Source organism: Stenotrophomonas aracearum, assembly GCF_031834615.1.
In the GTDB taxonomy this organism is placed as follows: domain Bacteria; phylum Pseudomonadota; class Gammaproteobacteria; order Xanthomonadales; family Xanthomonadaceae; genus Stenotrophomonas; species Stenotrophomonas aracearum.
Genome location: NZ_CP115543.1, coordinates 2,267,117 through 2,293,281 on the forward strand (window position 1 = coordinate 2,267,117; position 26,165 = coordinate 2,293,281).

The following is a 26,165-nucleotide window of genomic DNA, read 5'->3' on the forward strand; positions in this document are numbered from 1 at the left end:
CCATGAAATTCGACACACCCGCCGGCAAGAATCCCATCGACCAGCTCAAGGTGGTCGGCAAGCCGTTGAACCGCATCGACGGCCCGCTGAAGACCACCGGGCACGCGCCGTATGCGTATGAACGGCACGATGCCATCGCCAACCCTGCCTACGGCTACGTGGTGACTGCCGGCATCGCCAAGGGTCGGGTCAGCGGCATGGAGCTGGACGCGGCGCGCCGCTCACCCGGCGTGCTGGCCATCGTTACCGCCGACACCGCTGGTCCGCTGCAGAAGTCGGAACGCAACGCCGCCGCGCTGCTGGGCGGTCCGGAGATTTCCCACTATCACCAGGCCCTGGCGCTGGTGGTGGCCGAAACGTTTGAGCAGGCGCGCGCAGCGGCCGGGCTTGTCAAAGTCCGCTACGCCACCGGGAAAGGCGCCTACGACCTCGCAGCTGCAAAGAAGGCCGGCACGAATTTCCAGAAGACCGATCCCGACGCACGCGTGGGCGACTTCGAACGCGCCTATGGCAATGCACCGGTCACGCTGGATGCGACCTACCATACGCCCGACCAGTCGCATGCCATGATGGAACCACACGCCACGCTCGCCGCGTGGGAGGGCGACACGCTGACCGTGTGGACCTCCAACCAGATGATCGACTGGGGCAAGGGCGACCTGGCCAAGACGCTGGGCATGCCGAAGGAGAACGTGCGGCTGATCTCGCCGTACATCGGTGGCGGCTTCGGCGGCAAGCTGTTCGTGCGTTCGGACGTGCTGCTGGCGGCACTGGGCGCACGTGCGGCGAAACGACCGGTCAAGGTGGCGCTCTCGCGCCCGCAGATCGCCAACAACACGACGCATCGCCCGGCCACGCTGCAGCGCATCCGCTTGGGCGCCACCGCCGAAGGCACCCTCACCGCCATCGGTCACGAATCGTGGTCGGGCAACCTCCCCGGCGGCTCGCCCGAAGAAGCCGTGCAGCAGACCAAACTGCTGTATGCCGGTGCCAACCGCCTGGCAGGCCTGCGCCTGGCGAACCTGGACCTGCCGGAAGGCAATGCGATGCGCGCTCCCGGTGAGACACCGGGACTGATGGCGCTGGAAATCGCGATGGATGAAATGGCGGAGAAGCTCAAGCTCGACCCCATCGAGTTCCGCATCCGCAACGACACCCAGGTCGACCCGGCCAACCCGGAGCGCCCGTTCTCGCAGCGCCAGCTGGTGCAGTGCCTGCGTGATGGTGCACAGCGTTTTGGCTGGGACAAGCGCAATGCCCAACCGGGCCAGCAGCGCGATGGGCGTTGGCTGGTCGGCCTGGGCGTGGCCGCAGGCTTCCGCAACAACCTGGTGATGAAATCCGGTGCGCGCGTGCGACTGGATGCCACTGGCCAGGTCACGGTGGAAACCGACATGACCGACATCGGCACCGGCAGCTACACCATCATCGGGCAGACCGCCGCCGAAATGCTGGGTGTGCCGATCGAGAAGGTCACGGTGAAGCTGGGCGATTCCAGCTTCCCGGCGTCGGCGGGTTCCGGTGGCCAGTGGGGTGCGAACAGTTCGACCGCAGGTGTGTTCGCGGCCTGCACCAAACTGCGCGAAGCGGTTGCCGCGAAGCTCGGTTTTGACCCCGCCACGGCGGACTTCGCCGGTGGGCAGGTGAGCGAAGGCGGCAAGACCGTTGCACTGGGCAAGGCCGCCGCCGACGGCGAGCTGGTCGCCGAAGACAGCATCGAGTTCGCCGAGCTGGAAGAGAAGTTCCAGCAGTCCACCTTCGCCGCGCACTTCGTGGAAGTAGGCGTGGACGTGGCCACCGGCGAAAGCCGCATCCGCCGCATGCTCGCCGTCTGCGCGGCCGGTCGCATCCTCAATCCCAAGACCGCGCGCAGCCAGGTGATCGGCGCGATGACCATGGGCGTGGGCGCGGCGTTGTCCGAAGAGCTGGCGGTGGACACGCGGTTGGGCTTCTTCGTCAACCACGACCTGGCCGGCTATGAAGTGCCGGTACATGCGGATATTCCGCACCAGGAGGTGGTGTTCCTGGACGAAACCGATCCGGTGTCCTCGCCGATGAAGGCCAAGGGCGTGGGCGAGCTCGGCCTGTGCGGGGTCAGCGCAGCGGTGGCCAACGCCATCTACAACGCCACCGGCACCCGCGTGCGGGAGTATCCGATCACGCTGGACAAGCTGCTGCGCGGGTTGCCAGAGCTCGGATGAGCGCCGGCCTGGTCACTGCGCCGCTGGACGCGGACGACGGCAATCCCGGCCGGGTCCTGCAGGCCACGCTGGACGCGCTGCGTGCCGGTCGGCGCGCGGCCTTGGCGGTGGTACTGGAAACCGAAGGTTCCACCTATACCCGCGCCGGCACCGTGGTTCTGTTCACTGACGAGGGCCATGTAGGTTGGCTGAGTGGAGGCTGCCTGGAACCGGAGATCGAGCGTCGCGCGATGCAGGCCGTCGACCAGGCTGCGCTGGACTGGATGGAGATCGACACCCGCGACGATGACGCGTTGTTCTCGGCCAACGCGGTGGGGTGCCGGGGACTGCAGCGGATCGTGTTGATTCCCCTTGCCGCCCTGGAGGGCGTCGGCGGCGTATTGGCGTGCTGGCTGCGCGGTAACGGAACGCTGACGTTGCAGCTGGAGGCTGAAGGCCGGCTTGGCTGGCGGTGCGAGGACAGCGAAGTTGCGGGTTCGCTGCACAGCCTCCCCCTCGAGTGGGGCGGCACCCGTGCGCAGTGGCAGATCCAGTGGCGTGCCGCACCGAGCGTAGTGATGCTGGGTGCAGGGCCAGAGGCCACCCCCTTGCTGCCGCTGCTGCGCGGATTGGGGTGGCGGGTACAGTTGGTTGAACCACGTGAGCGTTGGCGCGAGCGTTTGTCGGGCGGTTGCTCGTTGGGTGCGTCTGCGTTCGCCGGCCAACGGCCGGCGCTACCGGGGCATGAGGTCGGCGCCACGGCAGTTCTGTGGCATGCGCCGTTGCCCGATGCGGTGTTGGTGATGCATCACAATTTCGAGCTGGACCGCGAGGCGCTGGAGCAACTGGCCGACCTGCCCATCCCCTTCATCGGGCTGCTGGGGCCACGCCGCCGTCGCGACGATCTGTTCAAGGTGCTGCCCCCGCAGGCCTGTGCGTCCCTCTCCCCCCGGCTGCGCTCGCCGGTGGGACTTGCACTGGGTGGTCGGGGTCCCGAGGCGATCGCATTGAGCATTGCCGCGCAGTTGCAGGCCTGGCGCCATGCGGCGGCAGGCCTGTCATGACGGGCGGCGGGACGTTGGACCATGCCGTGGTGGTGCTGGCCGCCGGTGCCAGTGCGCGACTGGGGCAGCCCAAGCAGCTGCTTCGCATCGATGGAGAAACGCTCTTGCATCGCGTGGTGCGGTTGGCACGCAGTACCAACCCTGCGGCGCTGGTGGTGGTGCTGCCGCCGGATGCGAACGCCATTGGGGAAGCGTTGGGCGACCAGGCGCTGACGATGGTCATCAACCCGGAGCCGCAGCGGGGCATGCGCAGCAGTCTTGAGGTGGCTGCGCCGCTGGTGGCGGGGTTTGCGCGGGTGCTGGTGGTGACGTGCGATCAGCCTGCGCTGGAGGCGGCGCATCTGCATGCGTTGTTGCGGGGGGCTTGCAACGCGTTGTCGGGGTGTGCGGGGACGCGGCTTTCGGTTGGGGCCGATGCGGATGCGGGGACGGTGGGTGTGCCTGCGGTGGTGCCCGGGCACTGGTTTGGCGATCTGGCCGGCCGCAGCGGCGACAGCGGGTTCCGCGCGCGGCTGCGCGCGCTGGATCCCGCGAGCGTCTACCTGCTCGACGCGCCGGCACTCGCACTCGACATCGACACCCCCGACAACCTGCGCGCCGCCCAATCCCTGGGCCTCATCGACGCGTAGGGCCGGGCTCTGCCCGGCCCACGCACACCGACGTCGCCCGTCACGGATCCCACCCCAACCCCTTCGGCGCACTGGCAAACCCCACCGCCCGCAATGCCTCGGTCACCGCATCGCGACGCACCGGCTGGTCATCGATCAGCTCCAGCGTGAACGACACCCGCCGTCCTCGGCGCAGCGCAATCGCAAGCGCCTGAGCGGCCGCCGTCAACACGGCATCGGCGTCGGCCGCATCGGCATCGAACCAGGTCAACAGCTGCCGGCCACCCTGCGCCAGGTACATGCGCAACCGGCCGCCACCGATCACCACGATCGCGCCAGCTCGGCGCACGGGTCGCAGTACCGCGCGGTGCGCAGGCCACGGCAGCACCGGGCCGAACGGGTTGGCAGGGTCCACCGCGGACAATCCGATGGTCGCACCCGGACCCTCCGGCACCTGCGCATCGGCCACCTCGCGCAACGCATCCACCAACCCTCGCTCGGCGAACTGCGCCCCGCCCATGCCCTCGACGAACCGTCCACGCAGCACGCGGCCCGCATCCTCCATGCCGCGATACACCTGCACCAACGCGGGGAAGCCACCGGCAACACCCTCGGCGATTGCGGCGCCACGCGTCACGATGCCGTGCCGATCCAGCAGCCCTTCGGCCAGCGCTATGGCGCGCACGGTGTCGCTCGTGCCGGGACGCTGCACCAGCGACCAGCGCCCGGCCAGGGTGGCGCCGGAGGCCGCATCGCGAAGTGCGCCCAGCGCATCGTCGCTGCCCGGCGGATGCATCATCGCCCTGCCCCGCGCGTACCGCCCCTGCCTGGCCGAGCTGACCACGCGCGGCCGCACCGGGCGGGCGCCGGAAAGATGGCGTAGCGGCGTCCAGATATCGGTCGTGACCCGGCCCGCCCAGACCAGTTCCCACAGTGCGTCGTGCAGTGCATCCGGATCGCTGCCTACCGCCTCCCCGCGGGCCGCGACGGCCGCCAGCAGCTGCCGTGCAAAGTAGGCGCCGCCATCGGCCAGCACCTGCAGGATGGCGGCCTGCAACGAGGAGGGTTCGAAGGACTCGACGGATGGCAGCGACTCCGCCGCAAGCTCCTGTGGGTGCAACGAGACCAGCCCATCGTCCTCGCCAAGTTTGCCGTGTCCTGCCCACACCACGGTGCCGCTGGCGAGCAGTCCGTCCAGCATCGAGGGCGCGTAGTCGGTCACGCGCGCCGGCAGGATCTGGTTCTCCCAGGCAGACGCCGGCAGCGGTACACCGGCAAGCAGCTCCACCACGCGCAGCACGCCGTCGGCGCCCTGCAACGGGCCGTGCGCAGGCACCGCACGGGTACGTGTGGCCACCGCCGCGTCGGCAATCAGCGCCTGGCGCTGCAGCAACAACGCAACGTAGGCCTCGCGCGTGGCCGGCCGCGTGGCCTCGCGCGCCGCCTGCAGCGAACGCAGTCGCAGGCGTTGGAACACGCCCTCGCCTACCCATTCCCGGCGCGCCAACGACAGGGGTTCGGCCACCGCGTCCAGCCCGGCACGCTGCGCTGCACCGAAATGCCCCCCCAACACCTTGCCCTGTGCCGACAAGGCATCCAGTCCCGCATCCGCTACTGCCACGCCCAGGCCCCAGTGCTGCGCAGCGTCGGCCGTCGTGAACGGTGCATGGGTGCGCGCGTAGCGGCCCAGAAGGTCCCCAACAGGATCTGCGCTTTCCTTCAGGAATGCAGCAGGCAGCCCTTCGGGCAGCACCACGCCCAGCGCGTCGCGCAGGCGTGCGGCATCTTCCACCGCCGCCCAGCACGGGCGAGTGGCAAGCAGTACCTTGAAGGCGCGTTGTTCGCGCTGCAGTGCCAGCAGATGGGCGCGCGCCTTTGCGCCATCGGTCAGCCGCTGCGCTACTGCATCCTCGCTCATGGGCCCCAGCTCGCGCAGCAGGTCGGCCACGCCCTCCCTGCCCGTCGCCTGTCGCTGCGGTGCCAGGCGCTGAAGCTCCTGCCCCACCTGCTCCACCACGCCAGCATCCAGCAGTTCGCCCAGATCCACCTGCCCGAGCAGGTCGCCAAGCAAACCGGTGTCCAGCGACAACACCGACGCGCGACGCTCGGCCAGCGGGACGTCGGTGCCGTACATGAACTCGGCCACATAGCCGAACAGCAGGTTGGCGGCGAATGGCGACGGCACCTCGGTGGTGACCTCGGCGATCTCCACGCTGCCCTCGGCCAAGCGCTGCATCAACGCGTCGAGCGCATCCAGGTCATAGACGTCCTGCAGGCACTCGCGCGCGGTCTCGATCAGGATCGGGAAGTCCGGGTAACGCTGCGCGATGCCCAGCAGTTCGGCCGAGCGCAGGCGTTGCTGCCACAGCGGGGAACGGCGACCGGGCTTGGTCCGGGGCAGCAACAGGGCGCGCGCGGCGCACTCACGGAAGCGGGCCGCGAACAGCGCCGAGCTGCCGACCGACTGGTTCACCTCGCGACGCAAGCGTTCCGGATCGAACAGGAACAGCTCCGCGCCGGGCAGGCGCCCGGTGGAATCGGGAATGCGCAGGATGATGCCGTCGTCGCTGGCCACCACCGCCGGATCGATGCCCCAGCGGTCCTGGATGCGCCCGGCGAGGGCGAGCGCCCACGGGTCGTGCACGCGACGCCCATACGGCGAATGCAGCATCACCCGCCAGTCGCCGGACTCGTCGCGGCAGCGCTCCACCACCAGCCGGCGGTCGGTGGGCAGCACGCCGGTGGCCTCGCGCTGTTCGTCCAGCAGGCCGACGATGTTGGCGATGGCGTTCGGCTGCAACCCGCAGCGTCGCAGGTCCTGCAGATGCGCGGGCGCGATCTCGCCGGTGGCAGCATCCGTGTCCATCGCCGCCAGGAAGGCACCCACCGCCTCGCCCAGCTCGGCCGGGCGACCCACGCCCTCGCCGCGCCAGAACGGCAGCCGCGCCGAACGCCCGGGCGCCGGGGTCACCACCACCTGGTCGTGGGTGATCTGCTCGATCCGCCACGACGTTGCACCCAGGGTGATCACATCATTGACCCGTGACTCGTGCACCATTTCCTCATCGAGCTCGCCCACCCGACGCGAACCGGCGCGCTCCTCGCCTTCCGGCAGCATCACGCTGTACATGCCCCGGTCGGGAATGGTGCCGGCGCTGGTCACGGCCAGCAGCTTGGCGCCGGGCCGCGCGCTCAGTTCGCCGCTCTGCCGGTTCCAGACCAGGCGCGGGCGAAAGCCGGCGAAGTCGTCGGAGGGATAGCGCCCGGCCAGCATGTCCAGGGTCGCGTCGAACGCACTGCGCGGCAGGGTCACGTACGGCGCCGCGCGGCGCACCGTGGCGTACCACTGCTCCACGTCCAGCGTGTCCATCGAGGCCGCGGCCACGGTCTGCTGGGCCAGCACGTCCAGGGGGTTGCGTGGCGGGTCGACCGCCTCGATCTGTCCCGCCAGCATCCGCTGGATCGCCACGGTCGCATCGATCAGGTCGCGCCGCGTGCGCGGATATACCAACCCGGTGGACGTGCCACCCACCTGGTGGCTGGCGCGGCCGATGCGCTGCAGGGCGCTGGCGACCGACGGCGGCGCCGCAACCTGGATCACCAGATCGACCAGGCCCATGTCGATGCCGAGCTCCAGACTGGAGGTGGCCACGACGCAGCGCAGGCTGCCGTCCTTGAGCGACCGTTCGATTTCGCGGCGTTGTTCCTTCGAGACCGAGCCGTGGTGTGAGCGCGCGATCACCTCCGGACTGTCGAGCACGCGCGACACGGTGCTGCCGGTGAACGAGCCGTACTGCTCCGGTACCGCCGTGGGCACGGGGAGCCCGGCGGCACGCGCAGTGCGGTCGGCGTACAACTCGTTGAGGCGCGCGGTCAGCTTTTCGGCCACCCCACGCGAATTGGCGAACACGATGGTCGAGCGGCGCTGCAGCACCTGGTCCAGGATGCTGGCCTCCACATGCGGCCAGATCGACCCGGCGCGCGCGTGCCCGTCGTGCTCCCCGCCGGGTCCTGCCTGCGCCGGCAGGTCGGCCATGTCCTCCACCGGGACTACGATGCGCACGTCCAGCTGGCGCGGGCTGTCCGGGTCGACCACCGTCACCGGCCGGTCGCCCCCCAGGAAGGCCGCAACCCGTTCCACCGGCCGCACCGTGGCAGACAGCCCGATGCGCTGCGCCGGCACCGGCAGCAGCGCGTCCAGCCGCTCCAGGCTGAGCGCCAGGTGGGTGCCGCGCTTGCTGCCGGCCACCGCGTGGATCTCGTCGACGATCACGGTGTCGACCTCGCGCAGCGTCTCGCGTGCCTGCGAGGTCAGCATCAGGAACAGCGATTCCGGGGTGGTGATCAGGATATCCGGCGGGCGCCGCACCATCCGCGCGCGTTCGGCGCTGGGCGTGTCGCCCGTGCGGACTGCGACGGTAAGGGTGACCGGCGGATCGCCGCGGCGCTCGCGCTCGGCATCCACGCCCAGCAAGGGCACCTGCAGGTTGCGCTGGACGTCGGCCCCCAGCGCCTTGATCGGGGAAATGTAAAGAACGCGTGTGCGCCGTGGTCCGGTGTCGTGCAGGCGCTGGCGGTACAGCTGGTCTATCGCGTGCAGGAACGCTGCCAACGTCTTGCCCGAGCCGGTGGGCGCTATCACCAGGGTGTGCTGGCGCTGGCCGATGGCCGCCCATGCCGCCGTTTGCACGGGCGTGGGCGCTGGGAAGGCCGAGGCGAACCAGTCGCGGGTGGCGGGTTCAAACGGAACGAGCGCGTGATGGGGAGGCGACTGTCTCATTGACGTCCAGATTACCCGCAGGGGCGTAGAAATACTGATCACAACCCGCTGTTTACTGACCGGCCACCGCCATGAACCGCCATCCGCATCCCGCCCTGAAAGTCGCCCTCTCCCTCGGTCTGTGTGTCCTGTTCGCGGGCAGCTCAACGGCGATGGCGCAGTTCGCGCCCGTGCTCACCCCGCGTGCCACCGACATGCCGCGCCCGAAGGCCGCCAACAGCTGGCGCCTGGCGATCCATGACGCCGCCGAATCGAACGGCACCGTGAGCTTCCGCATCTGGTTGCAGGAAGAGTCGCCGATGCACATCGACGTGCCGATCAGCGAAGGGGACTCCGAGACGCTGATTGCCAACGCCGCCCGCGCCGCCATCAGTGCGCGACTGGGCGACCGCTACAAGGTCATGGTCGAGAACGGCGATGTAGTCGTCATAGAAGCCCAACGCGGCGCCCCCGACTTCACCGTAGAACTGCTACGCGACACGGCCCGAGACGTGCGGGTCGCAATAGAGTAGCGACACGCCGCGCGTGTCCCACGGAACCTCTGGGCTATGCTGGACCAACACCCCGCCCAAGCCCTACGAATGCGCACCCTCTACCCTTCCATCATCCCCTATCGCGAACACACCCTCGCGGTAGATGCGCTCCACACCCTGCACGTAGAGGAATGCGGCACCCCCACCGGCATCCCGGTCGTGTTCCTGCACGGTGGCCCAGGCGCAGGGATCTCCCCGACGCACCACCGTTTCTTCGATCCCACCCGTTACCGCATCGTCCTGATCGACCAACGTGGCAGCGGCCGTTCCACGCCGTTCGGCGAACTGCGCGACAACACCACCGCGCACCTGGTTGCCGATATCGAAACCGTTCGCACCGAACTCGGCATCGACCGCTGGCTGGTCTTCGGCGGCTCATGGGGCTCCACCCTCGCCCTTGCCTACGCGCAGGCCCACCCCGACCGCGCCACCGGCCTGATCGTGCGCGGCGTCTACCTCGGCCGCGCAGACGAAAATAGATGGTTTGCCGAGGCCGACGGCGGCGCCCGCTGGATCTTCCCAGAACGCTGGGCGCGCTACGCCGCCTATCTGCCGGCGGACGAACACGGCGAGATGATCGAAGCCTACTGGAAGCGGCTCGACAGCGACGATCAGGCAACCCGGATCGCGGCGGCGCAAGCCTGGCTCGGCTGGGAAGACTTCGCCGCCACGCTGGTGCATGACGTGGACGCCGTCTCCGACGCAGACCCGCTCGACACCCTGGCCAAGGCGCGCATCGAAGCCCACTACTTCCGCCACAACGCGTTTCTCGAGCACGGCCAGCTGCTGCGCGACATCGACCGCATCCGCCACCTGCCGGGGGTGATCGTGCAGGGTCGCTACGACATCATCTGCCCGCCGCGCAGCGCCTGGGACCTGTCACAGGCATGGCCGGAGGCTCGCCTGGAGATGGTGCTGTCCGGCCACGGCGCCACCGAACCGGCTACGGTGGACGCGCTGGTGCGCGCCACCGATGCATTCGCCGATCAGGCGGCTGCGTAGCTCGGGTAATCGATGTAACCTTCCGCGCCGCCACCGTAGAAGGTGGTGCGGTCTGCAGTCGCGAGCGGCCAGCCGTTCTGCAGGCGGGCAACCAGATCGGGATTGCTGATGAAGGGCGCACCGAACGCCGCCAGGTCGATCAGGCCCGCATCGATCAGCTGCTCGGCACGCGCGCGGTCCAGGCCACCGGCCAGGATCAATGCGGTGTTCGGCAGGTTGCCGCGGATCGTGCGCAGCAGCGCCTGGAAGCCGGTTTCAGCGCCCCCAGCCATCACCTTCTCGCCCATCTGGTAACCGGACTGGTCCATCAGGTGCACGTAGGCCAGCCCGCGCTGGCCGATCGCCTCGGTCAGCGCGCTGTAGGTACTGTCGATCCCGTCGTGCAGCGGCATGTCGAACAACTGACCGTATGGCGACAGGCGAATGCCGGTGCGCGCCGCACCAATGCGGGCCACCACCGCGTCGATCACCTCCAGGGTGAAGCGAAGGCGGTTTTCCATGGTGTCGGCGGCGTACTGGTCGGTGCGGTCGTTGACCAGCGGGTTCATGAACTGCTCGAACAGGTAGCCGTTGGCGCCGTGGATCTCCACGCCGTCGAAGCCGGCCTCGATGGCGTTGGCCGCGGCCTGTGCGAACTCGCTGACGATCCGTGCGATCTCATCCGTTGCAAGCTGGCGCGGCGCGGGCGGCGCAACCAGCGCAGGTGTGCCGCTTTCGTCGTAACCAAAGGCCTGCGCGCCCATGGGCTGCTTCGAACTGGCGCTGACCGGCTGGCCGCCATCTGCCTGGATGGTCGGGTGCGAAACGCGGCCGACGTGCCACAGCTGGGCCACGATCTTCCCACCCACCGCATGCACGGAGTTGGTGGTCAGGCGCCAGCCCTCGATCTGCTCGGGGCGGAAGATGCCCGGATTGAACAGGTATCCCTGCCCTTCCTGCGAGATCGGCGTGCCCTCGCTGACGATCAGGCCGGCCGTGGCGCGCTGGGCGTAGTACAGCGCGATGCGCTCGTCGGCGATGTCATTGGGCGCGCGGGCACGGGTCAGCGGCGCCATCACCACCCGGTTGCGCAGTGGCGTGCCGGCGAGGTCGAACGGGGTAAACAGGGAAGCAGTCATGGCAGGGTTCCTGGGGAGGGGCCCGACGGTGCGGGCAGGCGTCCATGCTAGGTAGATGCTGATGGAGCTACAATCCGGCCAATCGTCAAATCACAATTGCGTAAATCGCAATCATGGAGCCCAGCCGATGCAGCTCAAGGCCCTGCGCTACTTCCTGATGGTGGCCAGCAACCGCAGTTTCCTGGCTACCGCCCGCCACTTCCGGGTACCCGCGTCATCGGTGTCGCGCTTCATCGCCGGACTGGAAAAGGACCTGGGCCACCAGCTGTTCTATCGCAGCACCCGCGCGGTGCGGCTGACCGAAGAAGGCGAACGTTTTCATCAGCAGGCCCGCGAAGCCATCGACCTGCTGGATGCGGCGGTGGACGATCTGGGCCACAACGAGGGCGCCCTGAGCGGGCGGCTGCGGATCAACGCCCCTGAAGCGTTCGGCCGCCTGCACGTGGCCCGCCTGATCGGCGCGCTGCAGGCCGAGCACCCCGCACTGGATGTCGAACTGCAGCTCACCGATGTCTTCATCGACCCGGTGCAGGAAGGCGTGGACATCACGGTACGGATCGGAGCGCAGGTCGACTCCGGGCTGATCGGGCGCACAGTGGCCGCGCAACGGCAGATCGTGGCGGCCAGCCCGGCCTACCTGGCCGCGCATGGCGTACCGCAAACACCTGCCGACCTGCTGGATCACCGCTGCCTGCTCTACAAGGGCCAGTTCGGCACCCAGCGCTGGTATTTCCGGCAGGATGCCTCCGCCGCGTTCGAGGGCATCAATGTCAGTGGCCCGCTGTGCAGCAACAACGCGGAAGTGTTGCTGGACGCCGCGATGGAAGGTCGCGGCGTGGTGCTGTTTCCGAGCTGGCTGTATCGACAAGGCAGCTTTGAGCGTACGCAGCTGGTGCCATTGCTCGGCACGTGGGAGGGCTCGGCAAGCGTCGAGAGCTCCTACATCCAGCTGTTGTCCCCCGAGAACAAGCTGCGCTCACGCAAGGTGCGCGAAGTGACGGCATTCCTGTTGGACGGCTTTGGGTCACCTGCGTACTGGGATGAAGCTGCCGACACGTGATGAAATCGGGACGACACGCATAAATGCGGATGCATGCTCTGGTAGGGTTGGTTCCCAAACAACCGCCGACCGTGTTGATCAGCGCGACGAACGCATGACCCACTCCGAAGGGCACGTTCCTTCCCGACGTCATGCCCCAACAGATCGATGCACCGTTATCGGCGGTCGATTGGGATGCGACCCTACCAGCGCCGGCGAGCGGCAGGTCCCGCACTCTGCGGGTTTTACTGTGGACCCGCCTCCCCTTCTGGTGCCACGCTTGCGGCGTGGACGCATCCAACGCCCGCCACCGCGCGTTTGCCTGGCTTGCCTTGTTCCTGGGCTGCCTGCTGCTGGCCGGGTGCGCCACCCTGCCCCGCAACCCCGTGCCCGCCGATCAGGTTGCCTGGGCGGCCGTGCCGGGGATGCCCGATGTGCGGGGCTGGGCCGGGCGGCCGAATCGCGACATGGAACTGGATTTTGAACGCTCGATCCGCGATGAGCGGCCGGACGACTTTCCGGTGGGTGGCGATGGACGCATCCACTATCCGCACCTTGCGCTGTCAGGTGGGGGCGCGAATGGGGCATTCGGGGCCGGGTTCCTCAATGGCTGGACCGCAACGGGCACCCGGCCGACGTTCAAGATCGTCACCGGGGTTTCGACCGGGGCGTTGATGGCGCCTTATGCTTTCCTCGGCCCGGACTACGACGCGGCGTTGCGGCGCTTCTACACCACCACCTCCGACGCGGATGTTTTCAGTGCCGGCAATCCGTTGATGGCACTGCTGCGCCGCGAGTCGCTTGCGAATACGGCACCGCTGGAGGCGCTCGTCGCCCGTGCCATCGACGCACCTCTGCTGCGGAAGATCGCCGCCGAGCACCGTGCAGGGCGACGGCTGTACATGGGCACCGCAGACCTCGATTCCCGCCACTTCGTGGTCTGGAACATGGGCCTGATTGCCACTCGCGGGTCTCCCGAGGCGCTCGCGCTGTTCCGCCGGGTAATGCTGGCCTCCGCCTCGATTCCGATTGCATTCCCACCGGTGCTGATCGAAGTGGAGGCCCACGGCAAACGCTACGACGAGATGCACGTGGACGGCTTCGTCGCCGCCAACATCTTCCTGCATGCCGGCATCATTGATCCCCAGCAGATCTACAACCGCGTATCGCGGGCACCCGCCACCTACGACACCTACCTGATCCACAACGGCCAGCTCGCCGCAGCGTCCGACCCGGCGGAACGCTCGCTGCGCGGCATCGCGTTCCGCACCATCGAAGTGGCCGGGCGCGCGGGCATGATCGGCGACCTGTTCCGTGAGTACGCCTACGCACGGCGCGACCGGGCGCGCTTTGCCTGGGTCACCATCGACTCGACATTGGATTTGCCCGAGGCGACCAGCTTCAATCCGGTGCAGATGAAGGTGCTGTATGACCTGGGCTACCAACGCGCCCGCGCGGGACCGGTGTGGCTGTCCCGCCCACCCGGAATGACGCCTGGCGACGATCCCTGATCGCCAGGCGCCTGTACCTCACCGTTACTGGCCGCTGCCCACGCGGCTGGCCAACAGCGCGATCGCGCGGTCCGGCAGATGCCACTGTCCATGCTCGTCGGGCTGCACCGGCGTGTCGTCCACTGAGGTGATCAGCAGGCGCCACGGGGTGTTGTCGGCGCTTGGCGGCGCGAATGCCTGGCTTTCAGCTGCCGCATTGACCAGCAACAACAGCTGGGTGGACTCGACCACGGTTGATTCGCCGTCGTGCGGCAGCGCCGGCAGCTGCAGCATCAACGCGCGATGCTGCGGTTCATGCCAGTCCGCCTCCTGCATCGGCTGCCCGTCCGGGCGCAGCCAATGTGCGGCATCGGCCCCTTGGCCGTCGCGCGCATCCAGGAACCGACTGCGCCGCAGCTGCGGGTAGCGGCGACGCAGCGCCAGCAGGCGGCGAACGAACTGCGACTGCTGCTGCCCGTCCTCGCTCGCCGCCCGTTCCCAGTCGATCCAGTTGATCGGGTTGTCCTGGCAATACGCATTGTTGTTGCCGTTCTGGGTGCGGCCGAACTCATCGCCGGCCAGCAGCATCGGCGTGCCCTGCGCCAGCAGCAGGCTGGCCAGCAGGTTGCGCATCTGGCGACGGCGCAGCGCCAGGATCCCGGGATCGTCGGTGGCGCCCTCCACCCCATGGTTCCAGGAGATGTTGTGGTCGCTGCCGTCGCGCCCGTCTTCGCCGTTCTCGATGTTGTGCTTGTCGTTGTAGCTGACCAGGTCGTGCAGGGTGAACCCGTCATGCGCGGTCACGAAATTGACCGACGCTGCAGGTCGCCGCCCGTTGTGGTCGAACAGGTCGGCCGAGCCCATCAGGCGCGTGGCGAACTCGGACAACTGGCCCTCGTCGCCCTTCCAGAACGCGCGCAGGTTGTCTCGGAAGCGGTCGTTCCACTCGGCCCAGCCCGGCGCGAAATTGCCCAGCTGGTAGCCGCCCGGGCCGATGTCCCACGGCTCCGCGATCAGCTTCACCTGGCTCAGCACCGGGTCCTGCCGCACCGCGTCGAGGAAGCTGCCGGACGCATCGAAACCCGCGCGCTCACGGCCGAGGATCGTGGCCAGGTCGAAACGGAAGCCGTCGACGTGCATGTCCTGCACCCAGTAGCGCAGCGAGTCCATCACCATCCGCAGCGCACCGGCGTTGGTCAGGTCGAACGTATTGCCGGTGCCGGTGTCGTTGATGTAGTAACGCCGGTCTTCTGCCAGGCGATAATAGCTGGCGTTGTCGATGCCCTTGAACGACAGGGTCGGGCCGAGCTCGTTGCCCTCGGCGGTGTGGTTGTAGACCACGTCCAGGATCAGCTCCAGGCCTGCGCTGTGCAGGCTTGCCACCATCTGCTTGAACTCGGCGATGGTGCTGGTCGACATGAACACCGGATCCGGCGCGAAGAAGCCCAGGGTGTTGTAGCCCCAATAGTTCTTCAGCCCCTTGTCCACCAGATACTGATCGTCGACATGTGCGTGCACCGGCAGCAGTTCCAGCGCGGTGATCCCCAGGTGCTTGAGGTGGTCGGTGACCGCCTCCGAGCGCAGCGCCGAGAACGTGCCGCGCGAAGCCTCCGGCACGGCCGGGTGCTGCATGGACAGACCGCGCAGGTGCGCTTCATAGATCACCGTGCGGTCCCAGGGTACCGCCGGGCTACGATCCGCGCCCCAGGTGAAGGCGGGGTCCACCACCACGCAGCGCGGCATGTAGCCGGCACTGTCGCGACGGTCGAAGCTGAGGTCCTTGTCCTTGTGGCCAATGGTGTAGCCGAACAGGTGCGGGGCCCACTTGATCTGACCCACCAGTTGCTTCGCGTACGGATCCAGCACCAGCTTGTTGGGGTTGAAACGGTGACCGGCGTCCGGCGCGTACGGGCCATGCACGCGGTAGCCGTAGCGCTGGCCGGGCCGCGCGTCCGGCAGGTAACCGTGCCAGATCTCGTCGGTGTACTCCGGCAAGGTGATCCGCTCGATCTCGCGGCCACGTTCATTGAACAGGCACAGCTCGACCCGGGTGGCATGCCGGCTGTAGAGCGAGAAGTTGACCCCCAGCCCGTCCCAGGTGGCGCCCAGCGGATACGGTCGACCGGCCTTGACCCGCGAGTGCGCGGCGCCACTGGCACGGCTCATCGGCTCGCCTCCTGGTCGTATTGCGCCGCTTCCACCTCGGCCGCTACCAACCGCTCGGCCATGTGCCAATGGCGGGCCGAATGTCCGTCCGGGCGGCCTTCGGCTTCCCATATCTGGCGGGCAAGTTCCCGGGTTCGCGCTGCCTTCTGTTCGTCGTCCATCGTCGTGCTCTTACCAGGTCGAGTAGATCGCTACCGGGCTGCCGTTGAACAGCTGCCGCAGTCGCGTGGGGGCACCGTCGCTTGTGAATTCTGCGCCGGTGAGGAGATTGCGGTAGCGTCCGGGAGGCACGGACAACGCCGCGCCGCGCCAGTGCGCGTCGCCCAGGGCCGCACCCACGCGGGCCGGCTCGGCGCCGGTGTGGTGGGCCACGGTCACCAGCAGGCGTGCGCCCGCACCGCTACGAACGAAGGCGAGCATCGGCACCTCCCGATCCGCATGCAGCGGTTGGTAGTCGCCGTCACGGAAAAGTGCGGGCTGCTGGCGACGCGCCTCAAGCAGGCGACGCAACAGGCGCGCCTTCACCGCGCCGTCCTGCCACTGCGCAAGCAGCTGCGGCCAGCTGCGCGGGTCGGCGAGCCATCCGCGCCGCTGGGCGTAGTCCACCGGACGGCGGTTGTCAGGGTCGACCAGCGAGAGATCCCATCCCTCGGTGCCCTGGTACAGATCGGGCACGCCCGGCAGGGTCAGGCGCAGCGCAAGCTGTGCGAGCCCGTTGCGCGCACCGGCGGCCGCGATGTGCAGCACGGACTGTTCAAGCACGCGACGCACGGGGGCCGCGGCGCGATGCGAGAGCAGGTCATGGGTGAACGCTTCCAGCCGCGCTTCGAAGCCGGCGTCCGGATCGGTCCACGAGGACCACAGGTCGCCCTCGCGCATCGCCTTGACCTGCCACTGCAGGATGCGCGCGGAGAAGGCGACCGGCTCTGCCAGGCCCTGTACCGGCCACGCGCCGACCAGGGTCTGCCACAGCATCTGGGCGACCGGCGCGGGCGGCAGGCGCAGTCCGATCCGCTTCGCGGTCCGCTCGAGGGTCCGGGTCTGCCGCGTCCACCACTGCGGGTGCTCGGACAGCACCGCCAGCCGCGCGCGACTGTCTTCCCCGCGCTTGTGGTCATGGGTGGCGGTGGCCAGCATCGCCTGCGGGTGTCGGTGCGCCCGCATCAGCGCACGGGTATGCAAGGCGCGGGTGGACAGCGCGAACTGGTCGGGGCGGCTGCCCACTTCGTTGCGCGACAGCAGCACGCCATAACGGTAAAAGGCGCGGTCTTCGACCGCCTTGGCGTTGAGGGGCGCGCTCAACTGCTGGAACCGCACACGCAGCGCGTCGCGGGCAGGATCTGCCGCCTCCGCCCAGAAGCGCGCCGCGATCCACTGCGCGGCAAGCGCGGTATCCGGTCGTTCCTCACGCACCACCCCTTCCAGCACTTCCGACCACCACGCGTGATCGCCTTCGCTGCAGCCGTGGTCGGTGGCGTAGCTGCGATAGACCGGGAAGCGCACCAGCAGTGCGGCCAACGCACGCGCCATGACCGTACGCCCCCAGCGGGCATCGGCGGCGACGGTGTCGCGCTCCATGCCCAGCAGGTGGCGCAGCACGGCATCGAACTCGCTGCGCAGGCCGCGCTCCAGCACCTCCTGCCGTGCCAGCCGCTCTTCAATGGCGAAGCTGGCGGGGCGACCACTGCGTGCCTGCCAGTGTGCGGCCAGCGCCGCTTCGCCGGTCGGCTGGTGCAGCCAGGCCGACACCTGGTCCATGAAATCGTAGCCGGTGGTGCCGTCGCACATCCACTCCGGGGGCAGTTCTTCGTCAGGCGCCAGGATTTTCTCCACCCACAGCAGAGGCGGATGTTCGCGACCCGCGCAGGCTGCATCCATCGCGCCACGCAGGCGCTGCAGGTACGCCTGCGGATCGGCCAGCCCGTCCACGTGATCCACGCGCAGGCCATCGGCCACGCCTTCGGCCAGCAGCGCCAGCGGCAGCCGATGCACGGTCTCGAACACATCGTCGTGCTGCACCTGCAGCCCGGCGAGCGAGGAGATGGTGAAGAAGCGCCGGTAGTTGATGCGGTCATCGCCCAGGCGCCACCAGATCGGTCGGTACGCCTGGGCGTCAAGCAGTTCCGGAACACCGGCGCTCGCTGCGTCGGGCGCACCTGCGCCAGCCAGCGGCAGGCGGCTGTCATGATGCAGCAGCGTCGGCGCTTCGCCGTCGCCGTCACGGTCGACCTGCAGCACGCCGTCGGACATCGCATCCTGCAACGGCCGATCGAGAACGGGCAGCTGCACCCTGCCCTCCGCCAGCGGCGCGTTCCACTGGATATCGAACCAGTGCGCGCAGCCGCTGCGCTGACCGTGCAGCAGCACGTCCCACCACCAGCGGTTGTCGGCGTGCGCGGCCATGTGGTTCGGTACGATGTCCAGCACCAGGCCCATGCCGTGCGCGCGTGCAGTGGCCGACAGTGCACGCAGTGCCGCCTCTCCCCCCAGCTCCGGATTGACTTCGGTCGGGTCGACTACATCGTACCCGTGTGTGGAGCCCGATACCGCACGCCAGATCGGCGACAGATACAGATGGCTGATGCCCAGCGCGGCGTAGTAGTCGACCTGGCGCGCTGCATCGGCGAGGGTGAACCCGGCATGCAGCTGCAGCCGCACGGTGGCCCGAACGGGCGTCATGCAGGCACCCTCGAACGTGCAGCGGCGAAGCGCGCCATCGAATCGACCAGCACCGCCTCGTGACCGTCACGCGGCAACCGCTGACGCCAGTTGGGATGCGTCCCCACCGTCCCCGGCAGATTGACCTGCTCGGCAAGGCCCAGTGCGTCCTCCACCGGGAGCAAGGCCAGCACACTGGGGCCGGATGCCACGAATTCCAGTGCCGCCCCGCGCCGATCCTGCGGCTCCGCGCGTTCCACGCCGAGCGCCGTGTCCAGCAGGGCCACGTCGGCCGCCCTGGCAGACAGCTGCTGCCCAAGGCCTGGCTGGTCAAGCTCGCCGAGCCGGTGGCGCCAGGCCAAGTCCAGGCCTCGCCGCCACCCGACCAGCGTCGGCAGGTCGTGGGTGCCGGTCATCGCCACCGCATCGGCACGCCAGTCCGCCGCAGGCAGGAAGCGGCCGGTGTCGTCGCGGGTGAAGGCCAGCACATCCATCCCCATCACGCCTCGCGCGGCCAGGGTCTGGCGGATGCCGGGTGGTACCACGCCGAGGTCTTCGCCGATCACGATGCAACGGTGCCGCCACGACTCGATCGCCGCAATGTTCAACAGATCCTGCAGCGGGTAGCGCAGGTAGGCGCCCTGCCCGGCATCGGCGCCCTCCGGCACGACCCACAGGCGCTGCCAGCCCAGGATATGGTCGACCCGGATCCCGCCGCGGTCGCGCATCACCGCGCGCAGCAGCGCGATGAACGGTGCATAGCCCTGCACCTGCAGCCCGGAGGGGGAATAGCTGCTGACGCCCCACACCTGCCCGCCGGCACAGAACGCATCCGGCGGCGCACCCAGAACCAGACCGCGCAGGCAGGCGTCGGCGCCTGCGGCGGCCTCTGCGCCGGAGGGGTCGAATCCCACTGCCAGGTCGGCGATCAGCCCGAGCCGCATGCCGCTTCCAAGCGCCTGGGACTGCGCCTGCTGCCAGCCGCGGGTCACCAGCCACTGACCGAACACATACAGTGACCGGGGCAGTGCGAGGCGTGCATGCATGAAGTCCACGTGCGCGGCCAATGCCGCGCCGCCTTCGTGTTCGAAACGCTGCAGTGCTTGCGCGGTCGCGACATCACCCGCGACGGCGCGCTGCACTTCGGACAGCCACGACCACTTGGCAGAGGCCACGGCAGGCCAGTCGATCAGCTCCGCGTTGCGCAGCAGGTGCAGCTCCGCGCGCAGCACCGGGTGTTCATCCAGCGCCCGCAGCGCAACCTCTCCCAGCGCCTGCACCGGCGCGGCGTACAGCGCCTCCAGGTAGCGGCGGTCCCCGGGCGAGTACGGGCTGTAGTCTTGATCCACCGCGTTGGCCGCATGCACCGGGCCCAGCGCCATTGCGTCAGCGCCTGCCGCGGCCACGCGCACGGCCCAAGCTGCACAGGCGGCGGTGTCGCCGATACCGGCGTCATGTTCCCCGCGCGCAGCGTAGGGCTGCAGCACCAGCCCCCATGCGCGTGCATCCGCGCCAAGGGCATCGGTGACGCCGAAGCAACGCACCGGCGCCACCGCCACCCGCTGCACCACGCCGGCGCAGGCCACGGTCCAGTAGCCCGGACGTGCAGGCGCATCCACGCGGCCGCCCGCGTCGGTCCGCGTGGACTCGCTGCTGCCATCTTCATGCACCCACACGCAGGCCGAATCGACCGGTCCGACCGCAACGCTTTCGCGCACGATGGCGGTCCGCAGCACGCCAGCCTGGTGTCGCACCGCCAGGGCGTGCAGCGCGTCGCGCCGCTGCAGCGAGGTCGCCGCCGGCAACGCCAGACGCTCAAGGATGGCCGCCAGGGCGTGGTCGTCGACCCGTTGCGGCATGCCCGCAACATCGGTCCAATCGACCATCACACCGGCGGCAGCGGCTACGTCAGCCAGCGAGGGGGCACTGTTCATGCGGCCTCCACGACGACGGCATACAGGCCGTCGGGCTCCAGCTGCCCATCGCGGCACGGCGCGCCGAGTCGAAAGACTTCCCTGCCCTGCGGCAGCTCGAGGGCAACCGGCGCATCACCGCTGTTGAACCCGATCCACCATTGCGCGCCCGGCACCTGCCAGCCGGCACGGAGTGCGCCCGGTGCAATGATGTCGGCACCGAGCGCATGCACCTCCCCTTCCGCCACCAGGTGCGCCCTGCGAACGGCCAGCAGGCTCCTGAATCCCTCGAGCCAGGTCGCTGCGTCGTTGTCATCCGGCGATGGCCACACGCTACGCGAAAGCGCGTACGTCTCCAGCGCATTGGGGTCCGGAATGAGCGAACGTCGCTGCTCGTCCCGGAAACTGCTGAAATGACCGAACTCACTGCGGCGACCTTCCCGCACCTGTTCGTCCAGCGGCGCGCGGTGGTCCGTGAAGTACAGGAACGGCGAGTGCGCGCCCCATGGCTCGCCCAGGAAAAACAGCGGAATCATGGGGGTCAACGCGGTCAGCGCCATCGCCAGCGCCGCCTTGCGCGGCCCCACCAGCTGGATCAGGCGCTCGCCCTGCGCGCGGTTGCCGATCTGGTCATGGTTCTGTGCAAACAGCACGAACTGGCGCGGCGACACATCACCGCTGGGCTCGCCGCGCGTCTGGCCGCTGCCATTCACTTCACCCTGCCAGGCAAACCCCTCGGCCAGGACGCGGCGCAACCGTTCCGAAGGATCATCGGCGAAGTCACGGTAGTAGCCTTCGCTCTCGCCGGTCAGCAGCGCGTGCAGCGCGTTGTGGAAGTCATCATTCCATTGCGCGGTAAAGCCACTGGCCAGCAGCGAGGCCTGGTTGCGCTCGTTCTCGAGCACCAGCGCGATCTCCCGATCCGGCAGCGCGCTGTGCACGCGCTCCCGCAGGATGTCCAGGAAGGCAGGCGGGTGGATGGCGTGCACCGCGTCCAGGCGCAATCCGTCGAAGCGGTATTCCTGCAGCCACATCAGGGCATTGTCGATGAAATACTGCTGCACCTCCGGGCGACGGAAATCCACCGCCGCGCCCCAGGGGGTGCGCACTTCCTCACGGAAGAACGCCGGCGCCAGTGCAGGCAGCACGTTGCCATCGGGACCGAAATGGTTGTACACCACGTCCAGCAGCACCATCAGGCCATGGCCATGCGCCGCATCGACCAGCGCTTTCAGGTCATCCGGCGTGCCGTAGGCCGCTGCGGGGGCGTACTGCAGCACCCCGTCATAGCCCCAGTTGCGGGTACCGGGAAAGGTGGCCACCGGCATCAGCTCAATGGCGGTTATGCCCAGCGCGGCCAGCTGCGGCAACTGTTCGCGCACCGCCGCGTAGGAGCCACCAGCCGCGCCGACGTGCACTTCGTAGATCACCGCCTCGCGCCACGGCCGACCGCGCCATTCGGTGCGCTGCCAGGGGAAGTCGTCGCGCAGCAGCGCGCTCGGCCCGAACACGCCCTCCGGTTGCGAGCGCGACGCCGGGTCGGCCAGCGTCCGTTCGCCGTCGATCCGGAAACGATAGTGCATGCCCGCCGAGGCAGGTGCGGACAGCCGGAACCAGCCGCCACCCGCCGGCTGCATCGCCAGCGCTTCACCGTCCAGCAGCAGTTCCAGGGACTGAGCGCCCGGTGCCCATGTTGCGAATTCCCATTGCCCCTGCCCGCCTTCGTGGGCGCCCCATCGCGGAACGGCTACGCTCATTCGGCCGCCTGCAGGTAAATCACCGAGAGCGGCGGCAGGGTCAGCGGCAGGCTCTGCGCATGGCCGTGCATGGGCCGGTCGATGGTGCTCACGCGGCCCGCGTTGCCCACGTTGCCGCCGCCGTAGTGCGCGCTGTCGGTATTGAGAATCTCCGACCACTCGCCGGCGGACGGCACCCCGAGCAGGTAGCCATCTCGCGCCACCGGGGTGAAGTTGCACACCACCAGGGTGGAGCGGCCCTGGCCGTCGGGTGCATGCCGGACGAACGCCAGCACGCTGTTGCGGTGATCGTCGCTCACGCTCCACTCGAAGCCGGCTTCACTGTCGTTGGCCAGGCGCAGGCTGGGTTCCTGCTGCAGCAGGCGGTTGAGGTCGCCCACCAGTCGCGCCATGCCGGCATGCGCCGGGTCGGCAGCGGCCGCCCAGTCCAGCGCGGCGTCGTGGTTCCACTCCGCCGGCTGTGCGAATTCGCCGCCCATGAACAACAGCTTGCTGCCCGGGTGCGCCCACATGAAACCGTAGCAGGCGCGCAGGTTGGCGAACTGCTGGCTGCGGTCGCCCGGCATCTTCGCCAGCAGCGAACCCTTGCCGTGCACCACCTCGTCGTGCGACAGCGGCAGGATGAAGCGCTCGCTGAAGGCGTAGATGGCGCTGAAGGTCATTTCGCCGTGGTGGTGGGCGCGATGGATCGGGTCACGGTGCAGGTAGGCCAGCGTGTCGTGCATCCAGCCCATGTTCCACTTGTGGGTGAAGCCGAGCCCCTGGGCTGCAGTAGGGGCGGTCACACCCGGCCACGCCGTCGATTCTTCGGCCATGACCAGCACGTCCGGGAAGCGCGCTCGAATGGCGTCGTTCAGCTGGCGCAGGAACGCCACGGCTTCCAGGTTCTCGCGCCCGCCGTTGACGTTCGGCAACCACTCGCCCTCCGCGCGGCTGTAGTCGCGGTATAGCATCGACGCGACAGCGTCCACGCGCAGGCCGTCCACATGGAACCGGTCGATCCACTCCAGCGCGCTGCCGATGAGGAACGCAGCCACTTCGGCGCGGCCGTAGTTGTAGATCAGCGTGTTCCAGTCCGGGTGCAGGCCGAGCCGGGGGTCATCGTGTTCGTACAGGGCGGTGCCGTCGAACCGGTTCATGCCATGGGCATCGGTCGGGAAATGGGCGCCCACCCAGTCGATGATGACCCCGAGCCCGGCAGCATGGCAGCGGTCCACGAACGCGGCGAAATCCTGCGGGCGTCCATAGCGCGCGGTCGGCGCATACAGGCCCAGCGGCTGGTAGCCCCACGACCCGCCGAATGGATGCTCGCTCACGGGCAGCAGCTCGATATGGGTAAAGCCCAGGCCGGTGACGTAGGGAATCAGCTGGTCGCCCAAGGCATTCCAGTCCAGCGGGGCGCCGGTGGCGTCATGTCGCCAGGAACCGGCATGCACCTCGTACACCGATATGGCCTGCCCGGGCGCCAGCGCACGGTGTGCCATCCACGCGGCGTCCTTCCAGACATGCGCGCACGGTGCCGACACCCGCGACGCGGTGTCCGGGGGAAGCTCGCACGCGCGTGCCAACGGGTCGGCCTTGAGCACCACGGACTGTCCATCGGCTGCGGTCAGTGCGAACTTGTACCGGGCACCGGCCTTCGCACGCGGCAGGAACAGTTCCCACACCCCGGCATCATGGCGAAGGCGCATCGGATGACGGCGTTGATCCCAGCTGTTGAAGTCGCCCACCACGGCCACCCGGCTGGCGTTGGGCGCCCACACCGCAAAGCGCACACCGGGCACGCCTTCGCAGGTTGCCGTGACCGCACCCAGCGAACGGCGAACCGCGTCCGGATTGCCGTCCCGCAACCGCTGCAGTTCGCCGTCATCCAGCTGGGTACCGAACGCGTAGGCGTCTTCGACTTCCTGGGTGCCATCAGGCCATTGAATGCGCAGCAGCCCGGTGCCGCGCTGTCCGGTCCGGAGCTGGAACAGGCCTTCGGCGGCCCCCCGCTGCATGGCACGCCAGGCGCCTTCTGCCAGCTGGGCCTCTACCTGGCGCGCGCCGGGCAGGTACACCGTATGCCGCCAGCCACTAACGTCCCGGTGCGGCCCCAGCACGGCAAACGCATCGCAGGGTTGGCCCGCCAACAGGGGCAGCAGCGCCGGTTCCAGCGGCTGCGGCGATACTTCCGGCATGCCGGCATCGTCAGGGGTGACCGCATCCCGAAGGTTCAGTGCGTCCTCGCTCATGCGCGCTGCTCCATCGCGCGGTCGTACAGATTCAGGTAATGCGACCCGGCCTGCTCCCAGCTGCTTGGCCGCAACATCGCGGCGCGACGCATCGCAGACAGCAGGCTCGGCAGGCGATAGGTCCGGAACGCCCGCTGCACGCAGCGGCGCAGCGAGTCGGCGTCTGCGGAATCGAACAGCAACCCGGTGACGCCGTCCTCGATCGTGTCGATCAGGCCACCAGTGGCATGCGCGATCGGCAGGCAGCCGAACCGCTGCGCATACATCTGGCTCAACCCGCACGGCTCGAAGCGCGACGGCATCAGCAGGAAGTCGGCGCCGGCGAACATCTTGCGGGCCAGCGCTTCGTCGAACCCGGCAAACACGCCCACCGACGACGGGAACCGGCGCGACAGGGTCGCCACCTCGGCGGCAATGCGCGGGTCGCCATCGCCGATGATCGCCAGCTGTCCACCTGCAGCGGCGATCTGGTGCGCCACCGCGCAGCTCAGGTCCAACCCCTTCTGGTGCACCAGCCGCGACACCACCGCAAACAGCGGACCATCGCCATGCGGCAGGCCGAGCGCGCGCTGCACGCGGCGCTTGTTGGCCACGCGGCCTTCCCAACGGTGCAGGTCGAAGTGCTCGGTCAGGTGCAGGTCGGTACGCGGGTCCCAACTATTGTCGATGCCGTTGACGATGCCACTCAGGCGACCGCTCGCGGCGTGTCCGGACAGCAGCACGTCCAGGCCGCAGCCCTGCTCCGGGCCCGTGATCTGCCGCGCATAGCTGACGCTGACCGTGTTCACCTGGTCGGCATGGACGATGCCCGCCTGCAGGAACGACAGCCTGCCGTGGAACAGGATGCTCTCCGCCTGTTCCGGGGAAACGCCAAGCGCCTCGGCCAGCTCAACCGGGAACAGGCCCTGGTACGCCAGGTTGTGGATGGTCAGCAATGCCGGTACGTCCGAGCCGTACCAACGCAGGTAGGCCGCCGCCAGCGCGCACGGCCAGTCGTTCAGGTGCAGCAGCTCCGGCTGCCAGCCCAGCCCGGCGCTGCCGCAGGCGATCACCGCGGCGGCGCGCGACAGGGCGGCGAAACGTACCGCGTTGTCGCTCCAGTCCTGGCCGGCGCCGTCCACGTACGGGCTGCCGCCGCGCTGGTACAGCTCCGGGCAGACCAGCACCAGCACCGGCAGGCCATCGGCCAGGGTCGCCTCGCCGATGTCGCAGGCGGGAATGCCGGCACGCGCCGGCACCCGTCCGACCAGGCGCAGGTCGGGTGCGCGGGCGATCACATCGTCGTAGCCGGGAATCAACACACGCACGTCCGAGCGACCGCGCAGCGCACGCGGCAGCGAGGCAGCTACGTCGCCGAGGCCGCCGGCCTTGATGTAGTCGGCCATTTCGGAGGTGACGAACAGTACCCGCCGCGCACGCTCGATGCGGGCCGTGACACTCGGGGCGCCGCCCTCGACCGCGCGCAGCTTCGGCGCACGCCGTACACGGATGCCACGTTCACCGTTGTCGGCAGCGGGCACGAGCGGAATCGCAGGAACAGCGGACAGACGCGGAGGCGACATGGGGGCAATCTCAGAGGTGTAACGCGGTGGGGGAACCGCTCATCGGCATTGCGCCGCAAGC

At 68.8% G+C, this 26,165-nt stretch carries 16 protein-coding genes; 7 read left to right on the top strand and 9 right to left on the bottom strand.

Annotated elements, in window-relative coordinates; all coding sequences use genetic code 11:
* The first annotated feature begins 2 nt into the window (after positions 1 to 2).
* Genes paoC through PDM28_RS10335 form a run of 3 tightly spaced genes read left to right on the top strand, consistent with a single transcriptional unit; the run spans position 3 to position 3,873 of the window.
* Positions 3 to 2,201 (top strand): aldehyde oxidoreductase molybdenum-binding subunit PaoC, encoded by a 2,199-nt coding sequence (gene paoC, locus PDM28_RS10325; RefSeq protein WP_311181888.1) that lies wholly within the window; start codon positions 3 to 5, stop codon positions 2,199 to 2,201.
* A complete protein-coding gene (locus tag PDM28_RS10330) occupies positions 2,198 to 3,244 on the top strand; it encodes an XdhC family protein (RefSeq protein WP_311181889.1) in 1,047 nt (348 codons plus the stop codon). The genes paoC and PDM28_RS10330 overlap by 4 nt, the downstream gene beginning before the upstream one ends.
* A 26-nt stretch (positions 3,245 to 3,270) precedes the next feature.
* Positions 3,271 to 3,873, top strand: a complete 603-nt coding sequence (locus PDM28_RS10335; protein WP_311181890.1) for a nucleotidyltransferase family protein — start codon at positions 3,271 to 3,273, stop codon at positions 3,871 to 3,873.
* A gap of 40 nt (positions 3,874 to 3,913) precedes the next feature.
* Here PDM28_RS10335 and PDM28_RS10340 read toward each other — a convergent pair whose 3' ends face one another.
* Positions 3,914 to 8,632 carry an ATP-dependent helicase gene (locus PDM28_RS10340; protein ID WP_311181891.1) on the bottom strand — a complete coding sequence of 1,573 codons (4,719 nt, stop codon included), beginning with the start codon at positions 8,630 to 8,632 and terminating at the stop codon, positions 3,914 to 3,916.
* Positions 8,633 to 8,703: 71 nt separating this feature from the next.
* Between PDM28_RS10340 and PDM28_RS10345 the strand changes: the two genes are divergently transcribed.
* Together PDM28_RS10345 and pip are read left to right on the top strand one after the other, a co-directional pair.
* Positions 8,704 to 9,144, top strand: coding sequence for a hypothetical protein (locus PDM28_RS10345; protein WP_311181892.1), 441 nt, complete (start codon positions 8,704 to 8,706; stop codon positions 9,142 to 9,144).
* 69 nt (positions 9,145 to 9,213) lie between these two features.
* Positions 9,214 to 10,167, top strand: a complete 954-nt coding sequence (gene pip / locus PDM28_RS10350) for a prolyl aminopeptidase (protein ID WP_311181893.1) — start codon at positions 9,214 to 9,216, stop codon at positions 10,165 to 10,167.
* Here pip and PDM28_RS10355 read toward each other — a convergent pair.
* Positions 10,152 to 11,285: an alkene reductase gene (locus PDM28_RS10355; RefSeq protein WP_311181894.1), complete on the bottom strand. Its 1,134-nt coding sequence runs from the start codon at positions 11,283 to 11,285 to the stop codon at positions 10,152 to 10,154. The two genes, pip and PDM28_RS10355, sit on opposite strands and share 16 nt — an antisense overlap.
* A gap of 127 nt (positions 11,286 to 11,412) precedes the next feature.
* Between PDM28_RS10355 and PDM28_RS10360 the strand changes: the two genes are divergently transcribed.
* Both PDM28_RS10360 and PDM28_RS10365 read left to right on the top strand, forming a co-directional pair.
* Positions 11,413 to 12,345 carry a LysR family transcriptional regulator gene (locus PDM28_RS10360; protein WP_311181895.1) on the top strand — a complete coding sequence of 311 codons (933 nt, stop codon included), beginning with the start codon at positions 11,413 to 11,415 and terminating at the stop codon, positions 12,343 to 12,345.
* A 266-nt stretch (positions 12,346 to 12,611) separates the two neighbouring features.
* Entirely contained in the window at positions 12,612 to 13,835 is a 1,224-nt protein-coding gene (locus PDM28_RS10365) for a patatin-like phospholipase family protein (RefSeq protein ID WP_311181896.1), read from the top strand.
* A 24-nt stretch (positions 13,836 to 13,859) separates the two neighbouring features.
* Here the strand turns inward: PDM28_RS10365 and glgX are convergent, their stop codons facing one another.
* From glgX to glgA, 7 genes are read right to left on the bottom strand one after another with little or no spacing between them, the layout of a single operon-like run.
* Complete coding sequence (gene glgX, locus PDM28_RS10370; RefSeq protein ID WP_311181897.1) at positions 13,860 to 15,980, bottom strand: glycogen debranching protein GlgX; 2,121 nt, start codon at positions 15,978 to 15,980, stop codon at positions 13,860 to 13,862.
* The gene (locus PDM28_RS10375; protein WP_311181898.1) at positions 15,977 to 16,141 is read right to left on the bottom strand and encodes a DUF2934 domain-containing protein; all 165 of its coding nucleotides are present in this window, start codon (positions 16,139 to 16,141) and stop codon (positions 15,977 to 15,979) included. The genes glgX and PDM28_RS10375 overlap by 4 nt, the downstream gene beginning before the upstream one ends.
* Positions 16,142 to 16,151: 10 nt before the next feature.
* A complete protein-coding gene (gene treY, locus PDM28_RS10380) occupies positions 16,152 to 18,659 on the bottom strand; it encodes a malto-oligosyltrehalose synthase (RefSeq protein WP_311181899.1) in 2,508 nt (835 codons plus the stop codon).
* A complete protein-coding gene (locus PDM28_RS10385) occupies positions 18,656 to 20,572 on the bottom strand; it encodes a 4-alpha-glucanotransferase (RefSeq protein WP_311181900.1) in 1,917 nt (638 codons plus the stop codon). The genes treY and PDM28_RS10385 overlap by 4 nt, the downstream gene beginning before the upstream one ends.
* Positions 20,569 to 22,308 (bottom strand): malto-oligosyltrehalose trehalohydrolase, encoded by a 1,740-nt coding sequence (treZ, locus tag PDM28_RS10390; protein ID WP_311181901.1) that lies wholly within the window; start codon positions 22,306 to 22,308, stop codon positions 20,569 to 20,571. The genes PDM28_RS10385 and treZ overlap by 4 nt, the downstream gene beginning before the upstream one ends.
* Positions 22,305 to 24,542 carry a 1,4-alpha-glucan branching protein GlgB gene (gene glgB / locus PDM28_RS10395; RefSeq protein ID WP_311181902.1) on the bottom strand — a complete coding sequence of 746 codons (2,238 nt, stop codon included), beginning with the start codon at positions 24,540 to 24,542 and terminating at the stop codon, positions 22,305 to 22,307. The genes treZ and glgB overlap by 4 nt, the downstream gene beginning before the upstream one ends.
* Positions 24,539 to 26,104 carry a glycogen synthase GlgA gene (gene glgA / locus PDM28_RS10400; RefSeq protein ID WP_311181903.1) on the bottom strand — a complete coding sequence of 522 codons (1,566 nt, stop codon included), beginning with the start codon at positions 26,102 to 26,104 and terminating at the stop codon, positions 24,539 to 24,541. Before glgA ends, glgB begins: the two co-directional genes overlap by 4 nt.
* Positions 26,105 to 26,165: the final 61 nt, after the last annotated feature.

What these genes read in the sequence shown, in the direction of transcription:
- paoC (WP_311181888.1), top strand. Translation starts at nt 3, where the DNA reads ATGAAATTCGACACACCCGCCGGCAAGAATCCCATCGACCAGCTCAAG.
- PDM28_RS10330 (WP_311181889.1), top strand. Translation starts at nt 2,198, where the DNA reads ATGAGCGCCGGCCTGGTCACTGCGCCGCTGGACGCGGACGACGGCAAT.
- PDM28_RS10340 (WP_311181891.1), bottom strand. Translation starts at nt 8,632, where the DNA reads ATGAGACAGTCGCCTCCCCATCACGCGCTCGTTCCGTTTGAACCCGCC.
- PDM28_RS10345 (WP_311181892.1), top strand. Translation starts at nt 8,704, where the DNA reads ATGAACCGCCATCCGCATCCCGCCCTGAAAGTCGCCCTCTCCCTCGGT.
- pip (WP_311181893.1), top strand. Translation starts at nt 9,214, where the DNA reads ATGCGCACCCTCTACCCTTCCATCATCCCCTATCGCGAACACACCCTC.
- PDM28_RS10355 (WP_311181894.1), bottom strand. Translation starts at nt 11,285, where the DNA reads ATGACTGCTTCCCTGTTTACCCCGTTCGACCTCGCCGGCACGCCACTG.
- PDM28_RS10360 (WP_311181895.1), top strand. Translation starts at nt 11,413, where the DNA reads ATGCAGCTCAAGGCCCTGCGCTACTTCCTGATGGTGGCCAGCAACCGC.
- glgX (WP_311181897.1), bottom strand. Translation starts at nt 15,980, where the DNA reads ATGAGCCGTGCCAGTGGCGCCGCGCACTCGCGGGTCAAGGCCGGTCGA.
- PDM28_RS10375 (WP_311181898.1), bottom strand. Translation starts at nt 16,141, where the DNA reads ATGGACGACGAACAGAAGGCAGCGCGAACCCGGGAACTTGCCCGCCAG.
- treY (WP_311181899.1), bottom strand. Translation starts at nt 18,659, where the DNA reads ATGACGCCCGTTCGGGCCACCGTGCGGCTGCAGCTGCATGCCGGGTTC.
- PDM28_RS10385 (WP_311181900.1), bottom strand. Translation starts at nt 20,572, where the DNA reads ATGAACAGTGCCCCCTCGCTGGCTGACGTAGCCGCTGCCGCCGGTGTG.
- treZ (WP_311181901.1), bottom strand. Translation starts at nt 22,308, where the DNA reads ATGAGCGTAGCCGTTCCGCGATGGGGCGCCCACGAAGGCGGGCAGGGG.
- glgB (WP_311181902.1), bottom strand. Translation starts at nt 24,542, where the DNA reads ATGAGCGAGGACGCACTGAACCTTCGGGATGCGGTCACCCCTGACGAT.
- glgA (WP_311181903.1), bottom strand. Translation starts at nt 26,104, where the DNA reads ATGTCGCCTCCGCGTCTGTCCGCTGTTCCTGCGATTCCGCTCGTGCCC.